Annotated in this window: 19 protein-coding genes; 8 read left to right on the top strand and 11 right to left on the bottom strand. The window is 60.6% G+C overall.

All coding sequences use genetic code 11. From position 1 onward, the window contains the following. The first annotated feature begins 34 nt into the window (after positions 1–34). Positions 35–1057 (top strand): NAD-dependent epimerase, encoded by a 1023-nt coding sequence (locus QD336_RS21585; RefSeq protein WP_269347304.1) that lies wholly within the window; start codon positions 35–37, stop codon positions 1055–1057. 2 nt (positions 1058–1059) lie between these two features. On the opposite strand, the gene QD336_RS21580 is transcribed toward QD336_RS21585, so the two are convergent. The 3 genes from QD336_RS21580 to QD336_RS21570 are packed head-to-tail and all read right to left on the bottom strand — an operon-like array spanning position 1060 to position 4822. Beyond that, positions 1060–2106 carry a glutathione synthase gene (locus tag QD336_RS21580; protein WP_499172131.1) on the bottom strand — a complete coding sequence of 349 codons (1047 nt, stop codon included), beginning with the start codon at positions 2104–2106 and terminating at the stop codon, positions 1060–1062. 11 nt (positions 2107–2117) lie between these two features. Continuing rightward, positions 2118–3995 carry a flavohemoglobin expression-modulating QEGLA motif protein gene (locus tag QD336_RS21575; RefSeq protein ID WP_499172153.1) on the bottom strand — a complete coding sequence of 626 codons (1878 nt, stop codon included), beginning with the start codon at positions 3993–3995 and terminating at the stop codon, positions 2118–2120. Further along, complete coding sequence (locus QD336_RS21570) at positions 3992–4822, bottom strand: N-formylglutamate amidohydrolase (protein ID WP_269347306.1); 831 nt, start codon at positions 4820–4822, stop codon at positions 3992–3994. Before QD336_RS21570 ends, QD336_RS21575 begins: the two co-directional genes overlap by 4 nt. Before the next feature lie 293 nt (positions 4823–5115). Here QD336_RS21570 and QD336_RS21565 point away from each other — a divergent pair, with 293 nt between their 5' ends. From QD336_RS21565 to QD336_RS21540, 6 genes are read left to right on the top strand one after another with little or no spacing between them, the layout of a single operon-like run. Continuing rightward, positions 5116–5337, top strand: coding sequence for a hypothetical protein (locus QD336_RS21565; RefSeq protein ID WP_269347307.1), 222 nt, complete (start codon positions 5116–5118; stop codon positions 5335–5337). An 18-nt stretch (positions 5338–5355) separates the two neighbouring features. After that, a complete protein-coding gene (locus tag QD336_RS21560) occupies positions 5356–5916 on the top strand; it encodes a type 1 glutamine amidotransferase domain-containing protein (RefSeq protein WP_269347308.1) in 561 nt (186 codons plus the stop codon). A 59-nt stretch (positions 5917–5975) separates the two neighbouring features. Next, the gene (locus QD336_RS21555; RefSeq protein ID WP_269347310.1) at positions 5976–6416 is read left to right on the top strand and encodes a PPC domain-containing DNA-binding protein; all 441 of its coding nucleotides are present in this window, start codon (positions 5976–5978) and stop codon (positions 6414–6416) included. A 55-nt stretch (positions 6417–6471) separates the two neighbouring features. Next, the gene (locus QD336_RS21550; protein ID WP_269347311.1) at positions 6472–7332 is read left to right on the top strand and encodes a TIGR02587 family membrane protein; all 861 of its coding nucleotides are present in this window, start codon (positions 6472–6474) and stop codon (positions 7330–7332) included. A gap of 7 nt (positions 7333–7339) precedes the next feature. Further along, entirely contained in the window at positions 7340–7750 is a 411-nt protein-coding gene (locus QD336_RS21545) for a TIGR02588 family protein (protein WP_269347313.1), read from the top strand. A 19-nt stretch (positions 7751–7769) separates the two neighbouring features. Continuing rightward, a complete protein-coding gene (locus QD336_RS21540) occupies positions 7770–8996 on the top strand; it encodes an NAD(P)/FAD-dependent oxidoreductase (RefSeq protein ID WP_499172130.1) in 1227 nt (408 codons plus the stop codon). 6 nt (positions 8997–9002) lie between these two features. Here the strand turns inward: QD336_RS21540 and QD336_RS21535 are convergent, their stop codons facing one another. Next, positions 9003–9488 carry an MgtC/SapB family protein gene (locus tag QD336_RS21535; RefSeq protein ID WP_035239298.1) on the bottom strand — a complete coding sequence of 162 codons (486 nt, stop codon included), beginning with the start codon at positions 9486–9488 and terminating at the stop codon, positions 9003–9005. A 172-nt stretch (positions 9489–9660) separates the two neighbouring features. Here QD336_RS21535 and QD336_RS21530 point away from each other — a divergent pair, with 172 nt between their 5' ends. After that, complete coding sequence (locus QD336_RS21530; protein WP_065657331.1) at positions 9661–10161, top strand: YciE/YciF ferroxidase family protein; 501 nt, start codon at positions 9661–9663, stop codon at positions 10159–10161. Positions 10162–10231: 70 nt separating this feature from the next. Here QD336_RS21530 and QD336_RS21525 read toward each other — a convergent pair whose 3' ends face one another. The 7 genes from QD336_RS21525 to mmsB all read right to left on the bottom strand — a co-directional run bounded on the left by QD336_RS21525 (position 10232) and on the right by mmsB (position 18298). Next, the gene (locus QD336_RS21525; RefSeq protein WP_269347318.1) at positions 10232–12568 is read right to left on the bottom strand and encodes a glucose/quinate/shikimate family membrane-bound PQQ-dependent dehydrogenase; all 2337 of its coding nucleotides are present in this window, start codon (positions 12566–12568) and stop codon (positions 10232–10234) included. Between the two features lie 103 nt (positions 12569–12671). Next, a complete protein-coding gene (locus QD336_RS21520; protein WP_269347320.1) occupies positions 12672–13013 on the bottom strand; it encodes a flagellar basal body-associated FliL family protein in 342 nt (113 codons plus the stop codon). 75 nt (positions 13014–13088) lie between these two features. Continuing rightward, entirely contained in the window at positions 13089–13478 is a 390-nt protein-coding gene (locus QD336_RS21515) for a hypothetical protein (RefSeq protein ID WP_269347321.1), read from the bottom strand. Positions 13479–13509: 31 nt separating this feature from the next. Next, complete coding sequence (locus QD336_RS21510; RefSeq protein ID WP_499172129.1) at positions 13510–14553, bottom strand: helix-turn-helix domain-containing protein; 1044 nt, start codon at positions 14551–14553, stop codon at positions 13510–13512. A gap of 118 nt (positions 14554–14671) precedes the next feature. Beyond that, positions 14672–15457, bottom strand: coding sequence for a 3-hydroxybutyrate dehydrogenase (locus QD336_RS21505; protein WP_269347325.1), 786 nt, complete (start codon positions 15455–15457; stop codon positions 14672–14674). A 4-nt stretch (positions 15458–15461) separates the two neighbouring features. Next, positions 15462–17417 carry an acetoacetate--CoA ligase gene (locus QD336_RS21500; RefSeq protein WP_499172127.1) on the bottom strand — a complete coding sequence of 652 codons (1956 nt, stop codon included), beginning with the start codon at positions 17415–17417 and terminating at the stop codon, positions 15462–15464. After that, positions 17414–18298: a 3-hydroxyisobutyrate dehydrogenase gene (gene mmsB, locus QD336_RS21495; protein WP_269347329.1), complete on the bottom strand. Its 885-nt coding sequence runs from the start codon at positions 18296–18298 to the stop codon at positions 17414–17416. Before mmsB ends, QD336_RS21500 begins: the two co-directional genes overlap by 4 nt. Between the last annotated feature and the right edge of the window lie 13 nt (positions 18299–18311).

The following is an 18311-nucleotide window of genomic DNA, read 5'->3' as shown; positions in this document are numbered from 1 at the left end:
GCAAACGCACCAACGGATTCGGGATATAATCATCATGCGTTATCTGGTTACCGGCACCGCAGGCTTCATCGGCTTTTACGTTGCAAAACGGCTGCTGGATGCCGGCCATTTCGTGACCGGCTTCGACGGCATGACGAAATATTACGATGTCAGCCTCAAGGAGAAACGTCACGCCATCCTCTCCCGCTCCAATGGCTTCCGGGCCGAGATCGGCATGCTGGAGGATACGGATGCGCTGAAGCGGGCCGCCGAGGCCGCCGAACCGGAAATCATCATCCACCTCGCCGCACAGGCGGGTGTTAGATACAGCCTTGAAAATCCGCGCGCCTATGTCGATTCCAACCTCATCGGCTCGTTCAATATGCTGGAACTCGCCAGGAGCCTCCATGTCAAACATCTGATGCTGGCGTCGACCTCCTCCATCTATGGCGCCAATGAAAAAATCCCGTTTGCGGAAAGCGACAAGGCCGACGAACCGATGACGCTTTACGCGGCCACCAAAAAATCCATGGAGCTGATGGCGCACAGCTATGCCCATCTGCACAAGCTGCCCACCACCGCCTTCCGCTTTTTCACGGTCTATGGCCCGTGGGGACGGCCGGACATGGCGCCGATCAAATTCGTCGATGCCGTTTCCAACAGCCGGCCGATCGATATTTACGGGCAAGGCAATATGAGCCGTGATTTCACCTATATCGACGATCTGGTGGAAGGCATCGTCCGGCTGAGCGCAATCATCCCCTCGGAGGAAAACCGCGTCAGAGAGGAAGGCGTCATCGACACGCTCTCGCATCACGCACCTTTCCGCGTTGTCAATATCGGCGGCGGGCAGCCGGTGGAGCTGATGCATTTCGTCGAAACGATCGAAAAGGCGGTTGGCAAGCCTGCGATCCGCAACATGCTGCCGATGCAGCAGGGCGATGTGCCGCGCACCTTCGCCTCTCCCGATCTTCTGAGGGCGCTCACCGGTTACGTGCCGCAGACCTCCGTCGAGGAGGGTATCAAAGCCCTCGTCGCCTGGTATCGCGAGATGCACCCGGCCGAATTACGGGAATAATCTTACAGCGTCGCCAGCAGGCGATTGGCGAGCACGCCGCCCGAGGCGCTCTGCATGGAGATCTTGATTTCCACGGCCTCGATGATCGTATCGCTGAAATCGATGGTGGTGAGGTCGCGAATATTGGAAAGGCCACCCGGCGAAAACACGTTCACCTCCAGTATCTTGTCGCCGACGATATCGAGCCCGACGAGGAACATGCCGTCCTCGACGAGCTTCGGCCGCACCATCTCGGCAAGCGCCACGATTTCGTCCGTCACCGTCGCGGCCTCCGCCGTGCCATGGGCGTGGATGTTGGAGCGAAGATCGCCTTTGGCCGGCACACGACGAAGGGCGGCATATTGCCCGTCGCGCATCAACGGCCGGCCATTCATCATGAAGAAGCGGATATCGCCATCCTTGGCGGCCGGCAGATAGGCCTGCGCGATCAGATAGCCCTCAAGGCTGACCGCCTCGAAAATCTGGTTGAGATTGGCCTCCTTGCTGGAGCCGATCTTGAAGACGTTCTTGCCACCGGATCCCTGCAGCGGCTTGACGATGATGCCCTTGGGATGGGCATCGGCAAAGGCGCGGATTTCCTCGACATTGCGCGAGATGATCGTGGTCGGACGGACGATTTCCGGAAAGCTCTGAAAATAGAGCTTGTTCTGCGCCAACGCCAGGCCCTCGGGATCGTTCAGCACCACCACGCCCCGCTGTTCGGCGAGCCGCCCGAACAGGATGCCGGCATGGACCGCCCATGGCCGCGTCGTCTGGTCGAGCGAGGGGTCGTTGCGCAGCATCAAAGCATCGATTTCCTCGACATCCATCGTCCGCCGCTCGAGCGCCTTGTCCAGAAGGGCGGCGTGAAAGGCTTCCGATTTCTTGTATTTCGTCTTCGGCAGCATGGTGGCATGGATGGTCAGGCTATCATCCGAGCGCAGGGTAAAATCGCCGGGCGTCAGATAGACCACCTCATGACCGCGATTGAGCGCAGCCATGGCCAGCAGGCCGGTAGAGTAATGCGGCCCTTCGGTCTCGATCGAATTGACGAAAAATGCGATACGCATGAAGCCCCCTCCTATAATGTCGCCAGTTCGGCAATGGATAATCCCGAGCGTATTTTTTCCAGCCGCTCATTGGCCCTCGCGGGCAGCAGAAATGCGGGCCTGACACCCGGCGGACGCAAGAGGCCGCGCAGGGCAAGCTCCTGCATGACCGGGAAATGGGCGGCAGCAATCTTGCCCATCCAGAAGGGATCGAGCGCGCCGCCCTTGCGCAGATGCTCCAGCACCTCGGCCAGCCCGCGCAGATAGATCGCATCCTTGGAAAGACCGCCGCCACGATAGATGCGCAGCACCATGTTGAAGGCGCCGGCCTCGTCAAAACCGTGATCGCGGGTCATGATACGGAAGGTCTCCACGAAAGTCGCGCCGCCCAGCATCGCGGCGCAGCCGACGACGCGGCCGGCGATCAGCCGCAGGCGCTCGCGCGTCATGCCTCCGGCCAGATATTCCGCCAGCACCGCCAGCCCCTCCTGCACGCCCTCGTAACCGGAAAGGCCGGTGCGGAAGAGCCTGAGCCCCTGGAACGAGCCGTTGAAATAGGTGAGAAGATGCACGCCGATCTCGTGCGATAACAGCGCCTCCACACGGCGCTGTTCCATCACGGTATGACGGGAAATCAGTAGCTTCTCGCCCGTCACCATCAGGCCGGGCGGCAGGTCGTCGCGGATTTCGACGCGGGCCTTGAATTCCGGGGCCTCCGCCAGATAGGTCTCGACCATTTCCCGCGACTTCCTGGCGACCACGTAACAATCGACCATGGCAATTTCGCCGCTCTCCGCCTTGCGCGGACAATCCTCGAGCACACGAAGCGCCAGCGTCAGGAGCGCCGGTTCGACGGCGCCATAAAGGGCGCGTGAAAAATCGGTGAAGGTGCGATGGTGCAGGCTCGCCAGCATCGTCAGTTGCAGATCGATCTCCTGCTGTTTCTCCCGGTAGAGGTGATAAAGCACCGGGTCCTCCAGATGATCGAAAACCACGGAATAGAGCTTGCGTTTCTGCTCTTCGACATCGACGCCGAGCGGCCGGTACAGCAGGCGCGGCGCAAACTGGAAACTGCCGTCGCGAAACTCTTCATAGGCGCGGTGCGCATTGATGGGCGTGACGGAGAGAAGAAAATCGAAGGACGAGACAATGTCGTCGATCGAACGATCCGCGCGTCTGACGGCATCGACAAAGGCCTTGCGGCCAAGCGCCCGGTGGCTGGTGACCTTCAGCGCATCCATGCCGGAAGAAAAGGACGAAAAGGCCTGCAGACCGGCATCGAAGAGATCGGCGATCATCCTCACGCGCAGGCCGGGATAATCGGCACCGGATTCCGGCTGGCGATAGATCGGCGCGAAGCGCACGCTGATGCAGGGAAAATCGAGGCTGGCATTCTGAAAACGGAGGACCGGGTCGGATTCCGGCTCCGGCCGGGTGATGCGCGGCGTGCGAAAACGCACTTCGGCATCACAGACGGCCTTGATGAAGATCCGGCGGGCTTTCTGGGTTTCCGGTTCGGGCGTGGCCGAGACGGAAACCTCATAATGCGGCAGGAAAGGGGAATCGTCGGCGAGCAGGATGTCATGTTCCAGCTCGCCGATATCGAGCACCATGAAGGCACCGAAACGCCGCATCATGGCCAAACCAACCGCCTCGATCAGCGGCGCAGCCTCCTGAATGGTCGAAGCGATGAGATAGGAGGCATGGGCGGCGGCGATATCGCGCGCGGCAAGATTTTTCGTGCCCCCTGTCAGATGCAGGCAAAGAAACGGCAGCGGCCGGTCTATATGCAACCTGCCATCTTTTCCGACATCCCGGCGGATCGCCTTGCCGGCCTCGAGGCACGCCACCACGTCATCGGCCAGATCGGCGATGAGGGACGGCGCGCTACGGGCGGAAGAGAGGTTCATCGTCGCGACCTCAGACACTCTTCGAGAACCGGCTGAAGCGCGGCCATCGTATCCCGGATATCCGCCACCACGCGCGCATCCGCCTCTCCCGTCCACTCATCCATGAAGAATTTCTTGAACTCGACCGCGATCGCACAGCCATTTTCGGCAAAACGCTCGTGAATGAAGCGTGTCTGCTCCCCCTTGCCCTGAAACGCCACATTCTCGCGAACATCGAGGCGGCGTCCGCCGACGGTCGCGGAGGCGAAATGGTGGCCGACCGCGCTGACGATGTCGCCCCAGCGGCTGCGGTCCATGGAAAAGGTGCCTATGTTGATATCAGGCGCTTCCACCTGCGCCGTCGGCGGCGCGGCAGCACCCTGACGGCGATGATTGTAGCTATGCACGTCCAGCACCACGAAAGCCCCATGCCGCCGCTCGACGGCTGAAAGGACGGTCTCGAGCATCGCGTAATAATCAGCATGGAAATCGAGCGACTGACGGACCGCTCCTTCGGGCGGCTCTTCCTTCCAGACCTCAAGGCCCCAGGACTGTTCCGGCCGCAGATAGATCGCCTGATCGGCGGCGCGGTTGAGATCGACTTCGAAACGCGAATGGTGAACGACGATACGGTTCGTCATGCCCGCAACCATCTCGGCGGTGAAGGGATCTTCCTCCCTCAGCCTTTCGTCCGGGGAAAGGGCCATCAACCGGGCGATGTCGGGGCGAATGAAATGGCCGTCGTGAATGGCCGTGCCGATGACCGGTGAAGCGCCGAAGTCGATCGACCAGAAACCCTTGTTTTTGCTGTTACCGTGGTATTCGCCGTCACTCTGTCTGGCTGCCATGCTGCCTCCCCTGCATCGGGAATAAAACAGCGGGACCTGCCCGTTTGTTCCGGTAAAAAATTGCGCGCGATACATTCGGCTTCGGCAACGAGGCCGCGGGAAAAAACTGCGGAACCTTACCGGAAAGCTCACGTTGTTCCAGCAGGAGGGGCCGCCGTGTCAAACGGACGCGATGGCGCTGAAGAACATCGGGATTTTTCCGTTTTCTCCCGGTGGCCAACGAAATGGCAGCCGAGCTTCTTACCCATCCGGCACCCCTCCGTTCCCGCTTTCCACGCACAAGGAGCCGCGACATGGAAAAGACCAAAACTCGCAAACTTGCGGAAGAATATTTGCGTCTCGGCGGCACGCGTCAGGTGATGATCGATGACAACAAGACCTTCGTGCGCCAATGGCAGCACGAACCGGCGGAAGCCGAACGGTTCTGGCAAACGCATATCGAAAATCTCGACGCGAAGCGCCTCAAGGACGTGGAATTTTTCCTACCCTCCATGAATTCCGACAAGGACAAGTGAACCCAGAAGGAGACAGACATGACTGCCATCAACGCTGCAAAAATCCTCATTCTCGCAACCGACGGCTATGAGCGTTCCGAATTGCGCGTGCCCTATGACCGGCTGAAGGCCAAAGGTGCGAGCGTCAAGATCGCCTCCATCAAGGAGGGCGAGATCAGGAGCTGGGACAAGAAGGACTGGGGCGACAGCATCGCCGTCGACCTTCCCGCCAAGGCCGTAAAAACGGAAGATTTTGACGCGCTGGTTCTTCCCGGCGGCCAGATCAATCCGGACGTTCTGCGCCATGACGAGGATGCGATGCGGGTGGTCCGCGATTTCATCAAATCCGGCAAGGTGGTTGCCGCCATCTGCCATGCGCCGTGGCTGCTGGTCGAAGCGGACGCCCTGCGTGGTCGCGACGCCACCTCCTATTGGTCGATCAAGACCGACCTCCAGAATGCCGGCGCCAACTGGAAGGATGAAAAAGTGGTGACCGACAAGGGGATCATTACCTCCCGCAGCCCTGACGATCTCGATGCCTTCGTCGCCAAGATTGTGGAAGAGGTCGAGGAAGGCCGCCACGAACGCCGCGCCGCTTAAGACACGTATCATATTCGTGCCGCCGGTTTCCCGGCGGCACTTCTATTTGGGAGGAAGACATGAAAAGCAGATTGCTGGCAAGCGGCGCGGAACGCACCTTCATCCTCGTCATCGATCCAGAGGAAGAAGCCTTCGAGGCCATCAGGCGCTTTGCCAGGGCCGAGAACATCAACGCCGCCTCGGTTACCGCAATCGGTGCCTTCGCCACGGCGACGCTCGCCTTTTTCGATCTTTCGACAAAGGACTATAAGGAAATACCGGTCACCGACCAGAGCGAGGTTCTGAGTCTGCTCGGCGATATCACCCTTGACGAGAACGATACGCCCAATCCGCACCTGCATGTGGTTCTGGGCTTTGCCGATGGCTCCACGAAGGGCGGCCATTTTCTGAAGGGCACGGTGCGGCCGACGCTGGAAGTCGTCATCCGCGAAACACCTGCGGAATTGCGGCGCAGCTATCGCCCGGAATTCGGCATCGCTCTCATCGATCCCGCGAAATAAACGAACGGAACCGGAAAAACGCCATTGCGTTATCTCTTCGCACGAAAGGGATGGCATGGCGGTGGCGGTCAATCGAAAAGGCGGGGAAGATGGCGAAGTCAGACGGTTCCTGATCGGTCTCGCGCGCGGCACGGCGGGTGCATTACTGTTTGCCCTGCCCATGCTGATGACCATGGAAATGTGGTTTCTCGGCCTTTACGCCAATTCCTGGCGGCTTCTCCTGCTCTGCATCCTCAACCTGCCGCTTCTTCTTCTTCTCGCCCGCCGCATCGGTTTCGAAAATGTTCACTCCTGGAGCCAGGCGCTGCGCGACGCGATAACGGCCTATGGGCTGGGCATCGCCGTGAGTGCCGCCGTGCTCGTGCTGTTCGGCATTCTGAGCGATCAGATTACAGCCTCCAACATCGTCGCCAAAATTGCGCTGCAATCCGTTCCAGCCAGCATTGGCGCACTACTCGGGCGCAGCCAGCTTGGTCAGCATTCCGACACAGAGGATGAGGAGCAGGGCGAATATTCCGGCGAGACCGGTTATCTGCACGAACTGTTCATGATGGTTGTCGGCGCACTTTTCCTCAGCCTCAATGTCGCGCCGACGGAGGAAATGATCCTGATCGCCTACAAGGTGACGCCCTATCACATTCTGGCGCTTTGCCTGCTGTCGATCGCCATCATGCATGGCTTCGTTTATGCGCTTCACTTCAAGGGCTCACATCAGCTGCACGAAGGGCAGAAGTGGTGGCAATCCTTCATCCGCTTCACCCTGCCCGGCTATGTCATCGCTATCGCCATCAGCATCTATACGCTCTGGACCTTCGAGCGCCTCGACCACACCTCGCTGTCGCAGATCATGAATGCCGCCGTCATTCTTGGCGTTCCCGCGTCGATCGGCGCGGCTTCTGCCCGGCTGATCCTGTGAGGACAAGATGACGATATCCAAGGGCCGTAGACATATGGAAAGCCCCGAGCCCCACTGGGTGGAATGGCTGACGGGCGCCATCTGCACCCTTCTTGTCGCCGCCATGCTCGGCTGGATCGGTTATGACATTTATCGCTACAGGCCGGAGGATGCCCGTTTCGAAATCGCCGTTACCGGTGTGGAGGCGCAGGCCGGGCAATACCGGGTGCGGTTCGATATCCGCAACCTTTCCATGACGACGGCGGCGCAGGTGCAGGTGCGCGGCGACCTGCAGCAAAACGGTGCGACGCTGGAGAGCGCTGATGTGACGTTCGATTACGTCGCCTCGGAGTCTCGCGACACCGGCACGCTTTTCTTCCGCAACGATCCCCGCAGCGCAACAGTCACCATCAATGTCGCCGGCTATACCGAGCCGTGAGACCTTTCAGGATGATTTCATGCCGACATCGGAACTGACGAAAGAACGCGACCTCAGGGATTCAAAGCCCGTGTGGGTGGATACGCCACGCATCGGCGTCCGCAGCAGGCACACGCCGGAAGCAGACCATTACGACACGATCGTGGTCGGCGCCGGTATCAGCGGCGCGCTGGTCTCCCATGCCCTGCAACGGCCGGGTCAATCCATGCTGATCGTCGACCGGCGCGAGCCGGTAATGGGCAGCAGCGTTGCCAGCACCGCGATGATCCAGCACGAAATAGACACGCCGCTGACGCAGCTCAGAAAGATGATCGGCAAGGATGCGGCCGACAGGGCATGGCAGCGTTCCGCCCGCGCCGTCCTGCGGCTGGAGGAAATCGCTTCTTCGCTCGGCATCTCCTGCAGCATGAGGCGCAAACAGGCCCTTTATCTGGCGGGAGACGAAATGGGATCGCGCGCGTTGAAGGCTGAAGCGGCAGCCCGGAAGGAAGCGGGCATCGAGGCCCGCTTTCTCACCGCCGCGGAGCTGAGAGATCAATACGGCATGCACCGGACCGCGGCCATCCTCAGCGATATTTCGGCCTCCGCCAATCCCGCGCAGCTGACGGCCGGCCTGCTGCGCCACACGGCGGGCACCGACGCCGAAATCGTCTCGCAGCTTGAAATCACCGATCTCAGAAACCTCGGCGACGAGGTTGTCCTCGCCACCGCCGGCGGCAAAATCCTTTCCGCACGCAATGTCGTTTTCTGCACCGGCTATGAATTCCTGAAAATGCTGGAGAGCCCGAAACACCAGATCGTTTCCACCTGGGCGCTGGCGAGCAGAAAGGGGCTGGACCTCCCCGACTGGCTGGAGAACCATATCATCTGGGAGGCCTCCGATCCCTATCTCTACCTGCGCACCGACCGGGAGGGGCGGATGATCGCCGGAGGCGAGGACGAGGAAAACCCCACCGCCTACCAGTCGGAGCGCAAGCTCGCCGTCAAGGCGGAGTTGATCCGCCGCAAGATCGAGAAGCTTCTCGGTATCGATATGGGAAAGCCGGAATATCGCTGGGCGGCGGCCTTCGGCTCGACCACCACCGGCCTGCCGCTGATTGGTGCGGTGCCCGGAATGAACAACGTCTATGCCGTGATGGGTTTCGGCGGCAACGGCATCACCTTCAGCCAGATCGCCGCTGAAATCGTGGCCGCCGCCATCAATGGCGGCAAGGACCCCGACGCCGATTTTTTCCGCTTCGGCTGATGTCGTTCATTCCTCCTTGATGCCCGCCGCCACCTGTATGCGGCGCAGCGTCCACAGGACGACAATGCCCATTCCCGAAGCAAGAAAAGCAAGCGGCCACATGCCAAGACCGGCCGAGAGGCCGATTGCCGCCGAAAGCCACATGCTGGCGCCCGTCGTCAGGCCTTTGACATCGCCCCTAGTATAAACGACCACACCCGCCGCGAGAAAGGCGATGCCCGCCGTCACCGCCTCCACCAGGCGGATGGGATCGAGCCGTGCGGCCTCATGGCCTTCCGCCATCGTCTCCATCATGTGAATGGTGATGACGCAGAAGGTGACGGCGGCAAGGCCGATCAGCATGTTGGTGCGCAGGCCGGCGGTGTTCTTGTGAAACTCCCGCTCCAGACCGATCAGGCCGCACAGGATGACCGCGCCGAACACACGCACCAGCAGCACCTCGAAGGGGATGGAGATATTCATGGAAAATTCTTCTGCAAGGCTCTGGGGCACTGTCGCGTCTCCTCCCGAAATTTCTTCACACTAAGTTCGCAGAGGCGTCTTGGTTCCGCGCGGCAATATAAACGTTGCGCGCAACCGAGCCGGAACCATGGGCGCAGCAAAGGGTTTGTCTCCCGTGCGCATGGGCGCACATCATGTATTTTCACACATGGGAGAAGGACCAATGGCCGAGAAGAAACTCGATGATCTGTTCTACGACACGCTGAAAGATATCTATTACGCCGAACGGCAAATCCTGAAAGCCCTGCCGAAGATGGCACGGGCGGCGACCGATCCGAAGTTGAAACAGGCTTTTGAAAAACACAAGGAAGAAACCCAGGGGCACGTCGAACGCCTGCAGGAGGTGTTCGAGATCATCGGCAAGCGGGCGCAGGGCAAGACCTGCGAAGCCATTCAGGGCATCATCGCCGAGGGCGAGGAAATCATGGAGGACTTCAAGGGCACGCCCGCCCTCGACGCCGGTCTGGTTTCCTCGGCACAGGCGGTCGAGCACTATGAGATCGCCCGTTACGGCACGCTGAAGGCATGGGCGGAAAAGCTGGGCCACACGAAAGCAGTTTCGTTGCTGGATGCCACGCTCAAGGAAGAAGCGAAAACCGATGATGCGCTGACCGCGCTCGCCAAGACTTCGGTTAACGCCGCCGCCGAGAAAAAGGCGGCTTAATACCCTCCTTCGCAGCAAAAACCGGAATGGTCGCCCATTCCGGTTTTTTGTATCTTGAAACCTGCAGAGATTACGGCAGGGTATAAGCGATCACATAGTCGCCCGGTTTGGTTCCGACGGAGCCGTGGCCACCCGCAACCATCACCACATATTGCTTGCCGTCATCCAGCGCATAAGTCATCGGCGTTGCCTGGCCGCCGGCTGGCAGGCGCGCTTCCCAAAGCTGTTTGCCGGTCGTCAGGTCATAGGCGCGCAGGTAGTTGTCGACGGCCGCACCGAGGAAGGCGACGCCCCCCTTGGTGATCATCGGCCCGCCAATGCCCGGCACACCCACCTTGAAGGGCAGCGGCAGCGGCGTCATGTCATGGACCGTGCCGTTTTTGTGCTTGTAGGCGATATCGCCGGTGCGCAGGTCAGCACCCGCGACATAACCCCATGGCGGGGCCTGGCAGGGAATCTGCAGCGGACCGAGGAACGGACCCATGAACACGCCGTAGGGCGCGCCGTCATTGCGGTTCAGGCCCTGTTCGCTACCCTTTTCGTCCTGACCCTTCGGCGGAATGTCGGCGCGCGGCACGAGCTGCGAAGTGAAGGCAAGATAGGTCGGCATGCCGAACATCACCTGGCGTTCGGGATCGACCGCCACGCTGCCCCAGTTGAAGGTCCCGAAATTGCCGGGATAGATGATCGAGCCGGTGAGCGAAGGCGGCGTATAGCGGCCCTTGTAGTTCAGCTGATGGAAGCGGATACGGCAGGCAAGCTGGTCGAACATGGAGACGCCCCACATGTCCTTTTCCTGCAACGGCTCCGGCTTGAAGGACAAGGCCGTCGTCGGCTGCGTCGGAGAGGTGAAATCCTCCGGGATGGCGCCGCCTGGCGCGGGCTCTTCGGTGATTGGCAGAAGCGGCTCGCCGGTGCGCCGGTCGAGAACGTAGATATCGCCCTGCTTGGTGGGGCCGACGAGGGCCGGCACGGTCTGGCCGTCCTTGGTGATGTCGAGCAGCACCGGCTGGGCCGGCACGTCCATGTCCCAGAGATCGTGATGAACCGTCTGGCGCACCCAGCGATCCTTGCCGGTGTTGATATCCAGCGCGACGATGGAGGAGGAATATTTCTCCACATTCTCGCTGCGGCCCATGCCGAGCTGGTCCGGCACCTGATTGCCGAGCGGGATATAAACGAGGCCGAGGCCTTCATCATAACTGAAGACCGACCAGCTGTTGGGCGAATTGGTGGTGTAGGTTTCACCCGCCGCAATCGGTTCGGTTTTCGCCGGGTTGCCGGAATCCCAGTTCCAGACGAGCGCGCCGCTGTTCACATCGAAAGCGCGGATGACACCGGACTGCTCCTGCGTGGAATAGTTGTCGTTCACCGCGCCCCCGATGATGATCTTGCCCGCCACGATGACGGGGGGCGAGGTCGAATAATAATAGCCGGCAGGATTGTATTTCATGCCCTGTTCCAGATGCAGCACACCCTGATCGGCAAAGGAGGTGCAGACCTGACCGGTGGCGGTATCGAGCGCGATCAGCCGCGCATCCGAGGTCGGCAGGTAGACGCGCTCGGCGCAGGCCGTGCCTTCAGCGGCATTCGGCTCGGCATAATAGGAAACGCCGCGGCAGGTCTGATGCTGGCGGTCCGGATTAAGACCGACATTCGGGTCGTATTTCCATTTTTCCTTGCCGGTGGCGGCATCGATGGCAATCGCCCAATTATGCGGCGTGCAGATATAAAGCGTGTTGCCGATCTTGAGCGGCGTCACCTGATAGGTGGTTTCACCCACATCATCGGGCAGCTTCACATCGCCCGTCTGGTAACGCCAGGCTTCCTTGAGCTGCGAGACATTGTCGACATTGACCCGGGTCAGCGGCGAATAACGCTGGCCATAGGGTGTGCGGCCATATTGATGCCAGTCACCGTCAGGCACGTTGCCGCCATAGGGGGGCGTAGCCGAGGCGGTTTCCTGGGGCAGGGAACCTGCCGTATCGTGCGGATCCTGCGCCATGGAATATCCCGCCACGACGATGGAGGCGAGCACGGAAAGGGCAAGCGGCCACGCATTCGGCCCGTAGCTAAGCCCGGTCGGGCTCGAAAAACCAAGCGGCTTTCTGACCCCTGGAGCCAGAAGCCAGAGGCCGATGAGAATGATGATGCCGCCGCGCGGGCCAAGCTGCCACCAGTCGAAGCCGACTTCCCAGATGGCCCAGGCGAGTGTGGCGACAATGAAGACGGCATAGACGTGAAGGGCTGCGCGATTGCGCTTGAACAGCAGAATGGCCGTCAACAGAAAGGCCAGTCCGGAAAGCACGTAATAAAAGCTCCCGCCCAGCATGACGAGCTGAGAGCCAAAACCGAACAGTGCAAGACCGATCAGCGTGAGAACAACTGCAGTGACGGTGACTGCCATGAATGAAACCCCCGATTCCTGTCACTTTGCGTGAAATGAAATCGGGCGCAATCTGGTTCCATGAAAATTATCATCGGCGCGAAAAAACTTCACGCCATGGTGGTCACGGGTTTTTCGGCGCTCCGGTCGAATCCTGCGGCGCGGGATTTGACTCTGTCGATGACGGCGGCTGGGCGCGGCCATTCGCCGGATTATTGTCGAAGCTTCCGGATCCGGAGGGCTGCTGCGGCACGGGCGCAGTCTCGGTCTGCGGGTTCTGCGGCAGGTTCTCGTCGGGTTCGAAAACCGAATATTCGACAACGGCCCAAACCACCAATGCAAGAAGCACACTGACGATCAGAATGACAAGGACGGGACGTCCGCGCGACCCCTGCCGCGCACGCGTTGTCGTTTCGCTTTTCGGAGCATCCCGACCGTCGAGATAGCTGGAATTTTCTCTGGCCATGTCGTTCACTCCCTGTGACCCTGTTGATCTAATTCCCGGGGTCATTGTTTTGTTCCAGACCACCGGAGAACGACTTTAGCCGCACTCGGTCGGTAACCGAGACCTCTCCGAGCCGTCGCAGCCTGCCACATCCACCGCGCTAAAGCTTTGCCCGAGGCCGAGCCAGGAGACCGGCGGGCGTGCTCCATCCGTTTCCCATGGGTCGTCTGGGAGGTTGTCGGAATTCGCCGAAGGCAGGGGCGATGTCGCCGCATGAAATCCGGTGCCCGAAAAAGAAAGATATTTTTTCACCGCATGGCGCCATCCGCGCCACAGGTCGGGGAAAGCAGGAATTTTCAGCATCATGATTGTCAGGCAATATATCGATAAAAATAACGTCTCCTGTTTGGCACGTCTGGAGGACAGGTGCATCCCCGTTGCGGCGCAACCGCAGCGAATGGTCGAATTGTGCCAAGAAACCGTCATGAAGTGTCAGATCGAGCCCGACTAGGCGTGATCAGCGGCCGAGCTGCACGATCCAGCGTGTCCATTCCGCGCTATCGGGCTTCAGAATATCCGACGTGACGTCACGGTTTTCCGACGCAAAATGCCGCATCTGGCGCGGTGAGAGGCCGAAGGTCTTCTTGAAGACGCGGCTGAAATTTTCCGGATTGGTGAAACCATAAGTGGCCGCCACCTCGGCAATCGTCATATGGCCCGATTGCGGTGCCCGCAGGAAATCCATGGCGCGCTCGAGACGCCGATGGGTGATGCAGGCCGAAAACCCGCCAAGCGGCTCGAAGAGCCGGTAGACCGTACGCCGCGACACGCCGAATTCGCCCATCACCCGTTCCACCGAAAGGGCGGGATCGAGAAGGTGATTGTCGATGTAACGCCGGATGGAGGCCCGCAGCGCACGCTGAACGCCCTGCGCATTGTCTTCCCGGACATGGTTGTTGATGGCCGCCGTGGCGAGTTCCAGAAGCGGTGAAACCGTGGCTGCGCCGTCATTCGCGTTCATGACGTCAAAATGGAGGTAGATGCTCGTCATCGTTTCCCGCAGGAGCGACACCAGCGGCAGACCGGCCGGCAGCACACGTTCATGATGATTGCCGGAACCGATAAGCCTGCCCTCCAGCAACCGGCGCGGCACAACGAGGCTCAGATGATCGTGATCGGTCGTCGCGGTGGCGAGCGGTTGCGCCATATCGATGATGTAGAGATCTCCCGGGCCGGCGGTCTCGCCCGATCCGCGCCGCGACATGCTTTGCCCGCTGGCATAAAATTGCAGGAGAAAACCGTCCATGCCGTCGCGGGCAAGCTTATTGCGCGAGCGATCAAAATCCTGCGCGGAGGATTGCGTGCGGCCAAGCGCGACATTGCCGATGAAAGCGGCGTCCACGCTGGCGAAGAAACCGTCATCCTGCGAACGGCGCAGCCGGGCATCGAACAGCACGTTGATAGAATCCCGCCACAAGCCCATGGCGTCACGTTTCGGCACCTGGCGCGTATCGAAGCGCGATCGCGCCAGCGGCGCTTCAAAAGACCCTGTGTTCATCATGCCGTTTTTCCGTGAACACGGCGCTTACTCCGCCGCACACGAAAACTATACAGAATTGAAATCGCCTAACAATGCCGGAAGGCAGCGAGACGGTTCGCCGAGGGCAGACGCGTGAAAATTATTTCGCCGTCCAGCCGCCATCGATGGAAATCGTCGTGCCGGTGATGGAGCGCGCCATATCGCCTGCGAGATAAAGCGCCATTTCCGCCACTTCCTCCGGCTGCACGAAACGTCTCGTCGGCTGCGGCGCCAGCATCACCTTTTTCACCACCTCTTCCTCGCTCATGCCATGCACCCGCGCCTGATCGGCCACCTGGGCTGCGACCAGCGGGGTCCAGACATAACCGGGGCAGATGGCGTTGCAGGTAATGCCGAGTTCGGCCACTTCCAGCGCCACGCTTTTTGTCAGGCCCACTACCGCATGTTTGGTCGCCACATAAGGCCCCTTGAAGGGCGAAGCCCGCAAACCATGAGCGGAGGCGATATTGACGATGCGGCCCCAGCCCCTTTCCTTCATACCCTGCAAGGCAGCGTGGATCGTGTGGAAAGCGCTGTCGAGCGAGATCGCGACGATGCGGGAAAAATCGGCAAAATCGAATTCGTCGATTGGCGCAACCTTCTGGATGCCGGCATTGTTGACCAGCACATCGATACGGCCGAGTTCGGCGATGACGGTTTCCGGCAGATGCGCGCTTTCATCGTAATTCGCAAGGTTGGCGGAAAAATAGACCGGCCGATGCCGCGCCACTTTCGCAACCGCCTCAAGGGCCTGCGCGCCCTCCTCCGCCGTTTCCACGCCGTGGACGGCGACCAGATACCCGGCTTCAGCAAAACGTTTGGCGATGGCGAGCCCGATGCCGCTGGTGGAACCCGTGACCAGCACGGTTTTTGGTTGATCCTCCATCGGCCTAGTCCTTCAGCTGCGGCAGGTTGCGGAAAAGTTCGAGCGCTTCGGGATTGGCGAGTGCATCGGCATTCTTCACCGGCCGACCATGGATGGTATCGCGCACCGCGATTTCGGAAATCTTGCCGGAACGGGTGCGGGGAATGGCGCTGACGGCGATGATCCTTGCCGGCACATGCCGCGGCGTGGCGCCGGAACGGATACGGCTGCGGATGGTCTTTTCCAGTTCCTCCGTCAGGGCCACGCCGCCCCTCATGCGCAGGAAGAGGATGACCCGCTGGTCTCCATCAATATCCTGCCCGACGGCAATGGCCTCCTCGACATCAGGCACGGTCTCCACCTGGCGGTAGATTTCGGCTGTGCCGATGCGCACCCCGCCCGGATTGAGCGTCGTGTCCGAACGTCCATGGATGACATATCCGCCGGATGGGCGCATTTCGGCGAAATCGCCATGCGCCCAGATACCGGGGAAACGATCGAAATAAGCGGCCTGATACCGTGAACCATCCTCATCGCCCCAGAATTTGACCGGCATGGAGAGATGGGCATTGCGGCAGACGAGTTCGCCCGCGACACCGCGAACGGAATGTCCTTCATCATCCAGCGTATCGATATCCATGCCGAGCATCGCGCCCTGCAATTCACCGCGATGAACCGGCTGCAACGGATTGCCGCCGAGGAAACAGGCGCAGATATCCGTGCCGCCGGAAATGGAGGCAAGATGCACATCCGCCTTCCATTCGCGATAGATATAATCGAAGGATTGCGGGATGAGCGGCGAGCCGGTCGAGAGAATGGCCCTCAGCGAAGACAGATCGTGGCTTTCACGCGGCTTCAGCCCGGCCTTCAGGCAGGCATCGATGAACTTCGCCGAGGTTCCAAAGGTCGCGATCCGTTCGGCATCGATGAGATCGATGAGCCGCCCGGGCGTCGGATAACCGGGATTGCCGTCATAGGTGACAAGCGTCGCGCCGAGCGCCAGGCCGGAGACCTGCCAGTTCCACATCATCCAGCCGCAGGTGGTGAAATAGAAAAAGCGCTCCCCCTCCTGAATATCGCATTGCAGCTTCTGTTCCTTCATGTGCTGAAGAAGCAGCCCGCCACCGGAATGGGTGATGCATTTCGGCTTGCCTGTCGTGCCCGAGGAATAAAGGATCGCCAACGGCGCCTTCACGGGCAGACGGTTAAAGGCAATCTCCCCCGCCTTATAGGGCGCGACGAAATCCGAAAGCGTCACACAGGCGAGATCGGCAAGGCTTTCGGGAACGGCGTCACCGATCAGCACGATCTCTTCAGGAGCCGCACTTTCCGCCACGGCGCGGATGGTCGGGCCGACATCGATGCGTTTGCCGGCATAACCATATTCCGGCACGGCGATGAGGATTTTCGGATCAATCTGCGACAGGCGATCGGAGGCACCTGCCGGGCCGAAATCCGGCGAACAGGAGGACCAGATGGCCCCGATGGCGCTCACGGCCAGATAGCTGACAATCGCTTCGATATCGTGGGTGACGATCGCACCGACGCGGTCGCCTTCCTGCACGCCCGCATGAACCAGCGCCTGCACCATGCGGGACACCTCGTCATAAAGCGCCCTGCGGCTTATCTCGCGCCGTGTGCCATCATCGCGATGGGCGATGATGGCAAGACGCTCATCGGCATCGCGCAGCAGGTTTTCGGCATAGTTGAGCCGTGCGCTGGGATAAAACTCGGCATCCCGGATCGTCGCACCGGCTTTGAAGGCCGTTTCACCACGCGTGCCGGTGATACCGAGCTCGTTCCACAGCGCATCGTAAAAGGCGTCCGGCGCGTTGATGGACCAGCGCAGCAGGCCGGCATAATCATCGGCGGCCAGCCCGTGCAACGGCGCGGTTTTCGCCGCGAAAGCAAAAAGCGCCGAGCCCTCCAACCTTTCCCGCGACGGCACCCACAGAATATCGGACGACGTGGCCTCCATCATGCTTCGCCTCCGCGCAGCATCTCGACAATGGCGGAAAAATCACGTCCGCCACCACCTTCGCCGACGAAGCTTTCATAAAGCGCCGACGCCGCAGCCCCAAGCGGGGTGGAAACACCCGTGCCATTGGCCGCCGCCTGCGACAGCTTCAAATCCTTAAGCATCAAGGCCGCCGCAAAGCCGGGCTGGTAATCCTTGTTGGCGGGCGATGTCGGCACCGGTCCCGGCACCGGGCAGTAGGTGGTGAGCGACCAGCATTGTCCCGAAGAGGTGGAGGCAACATCGAACAGCGCCTGATGCGAAAGCCCGAGTTTTTCGCCGAGCACGAAGGCTTCGGAAACCGCGATCATGGAAATGCCGAGGATCATGTTGTTGCAGATCTTCGCCGCCTGGCCGTTGCCACCCTTGCCGCAATGCACGATTTTCTTGCCCATTGCCTCCAGCACCGGCTTTGCCGCCGCGAAAGCTTCGGGCTCACCGCCGCACATGAAGGTCAGGGTGCCGGCCGCAGCGCCACCTGTGCCGCCGGATACGGGGGCGTCGACCGAGGGGCAGCCGGCGGAAGCGGCCAGTTCATGCGCTTTCAGCGCGCTTTCCATATCCACCGTCGAGCAATCGATGAGCAGCGTTCCGGCGGAGACCTTTCGAACCAGATCGCCATAGACCGAAACGACATGTTCGCCCTTCGGCAGCATGGTGATGATCACATCCACCGCGTCGGTCGCTTCGGCAGAATCCACTGCCACGGGAATGCCGGCCTCCTTCGCCGCCGCACGGCAGGCTTCGGCAAGATCATATCCCCTGACGGTGTAACCCGCCTTGACGAGATTGGCGGCCATCGGCAGGCCCATATGTCCCAACCCGAGAAAAGCGACGGTCTTCATGGGAGCGCTCCTT

It is taken from the genome of Rhizobium sp. BR 250 (genome assembly GCF_047445855.1).
In the GTDB taxonomy this organism is placed as follows: Bacteria; Pseudomonadota; Alphaproteobacteria; order Rhizobiales; family Rhizobiaceae; genus Agrobacterium; species Agrobacterium tumefaciens_I.
The sequence above is the reverse complement of the archived record's forward strand: the minus strand, read 5'-3'. Positions and strand labels throughout refer to the sequence as shown.

Excerpts from the sequence above, each read along its gene's own strand:
- QD336_RS21585 (WP_269347304.1), top strand. The coding sequence starts at position 35 with ATGCGTTATCTGGTTACCGGCACCGCAGGCTTCATCGGCTTTTACGTT.
- QD336_RS21580 (WP_499172131.1), bottom strand. The coding sequence starts at position 2,106 with ATGCGTATCGCATTTTTCGTCAATTCGATCGAGACCGAAGGGCCGCAT.
- QD336_RS21575 (WP_499172153.1), bottom strand. The coding sequence starts at position 3,995 with ATGAACCTCTCTTCCGCCCGTAGCGCGCCGTCCCTCATCGCCGATCTG.
- QD336_RS21570 (WP_269347306.1), bottom strand. The coding sequence starts at position 4,822 with ATGGCAGCCAGACAGAGTGACGGCGAATACCACGGTAACAGCAAAAAC.
- QD336_RS21565 (WP_269347307.1), top strand. The coding sequence starts at position 5,116 with ATGGAAAAGACCAAAACTCGCAAACTTGCGGAAGAATATTTGCGTCTC.
- QD336_RS21560 (WP_269347308.1), top strand. The coding sequence starts at position 5,356 with ATGACTGCCATCAACGCTGCAAAAATCCTCATTCTCGCAACCGACGGC.
- QD336_RS21555 (WP_269347310.1), top strand. The coding sequence starts at position 5,976 with ATGAAAAGCAGATTGCTGGCAAGCGGCGCGGAACGCACCTTCATCCTC.
- QD336_RS21550 (WP_269347311.1), top strand. The coding sequence starts at position 6,472 with ATGGCGGTGGCGGTCAATCGAAAAGGCGGGGAAGATGGCGAAGTCAGA.
- QD336_RS21545 (WP_269347313.1), top strand. The coding sequence starts at position 7,340 with ATGACGATATCCAAGGGCCGTAGACATATGGAAAGCCCCGAGCCCCAC.
- QD336_RS21540 (WP_499172130.1), top strand. The coding sequence starts at position 7,770 with ATGCCGACATCGGAACTGACGAAAGAACGCGACCTCAGGGATTCAAAG.
- QD336_RS21530 (WP_065657331.1), top strand. The coding sequence starts at position 9,661 with ATGGCCGAGAAGAAACTCGATGATCTGTTCTACGACACGCTGAAAGAT.
- QD336_RS21525 (WP_269347318.1), bottom strand. The coding sequence starts at position 12,568 with ATGGCAGTCACCGTCACTGCAGTTGTTCTCACGCTGATCGGTCTTGCA.
- QD336_RS21520 (WP_269347320.1), bottom strand. The coding sequence starts at position 13,013 with ATGGCCAGAGAAAATTCCAGCTATCTCGACGGTCGGGATGCTCCGAAA.
- QD336_RS21515 (WP_269347321.1), bottom strand. The coding sequence starts at position 13,478 with ATGACGGTTTCTTGGCACAATTCGACCATTCGCTGCGGTTGCGCCGCA.
- QD336_RS21510 (WP_499172129.1), bottom strand. The coding sequence starts at position 14,553 with ATGATGAACACAGGGTCTTTTGAAGCGCCGCTGGCGCGATCGCGCTTC.
- QD336_RS21505 (WP_269347325.1), bottom strand. The coding sequence starts at position 15,457 with ATGGAGGATCAACCAAAAACCGTGCTGGTCACGGGTTCCACCAGCGGC.
- QD336_RS21500 (WP_499172127.1), bottom strand. The coding sequence starts at position 17,417 with ATGATGGAGGCCACGTCGTCCGATATTCTGTGGGTGCCGTCGCGGGAA.
- mmsB (WP_269347329.1), bottom strand. The coding sequence starts at position 18,298 with ATGAAGACCGTCGCTTTTCTCGGGTTGGGACATATGGGCCTGCCGATG.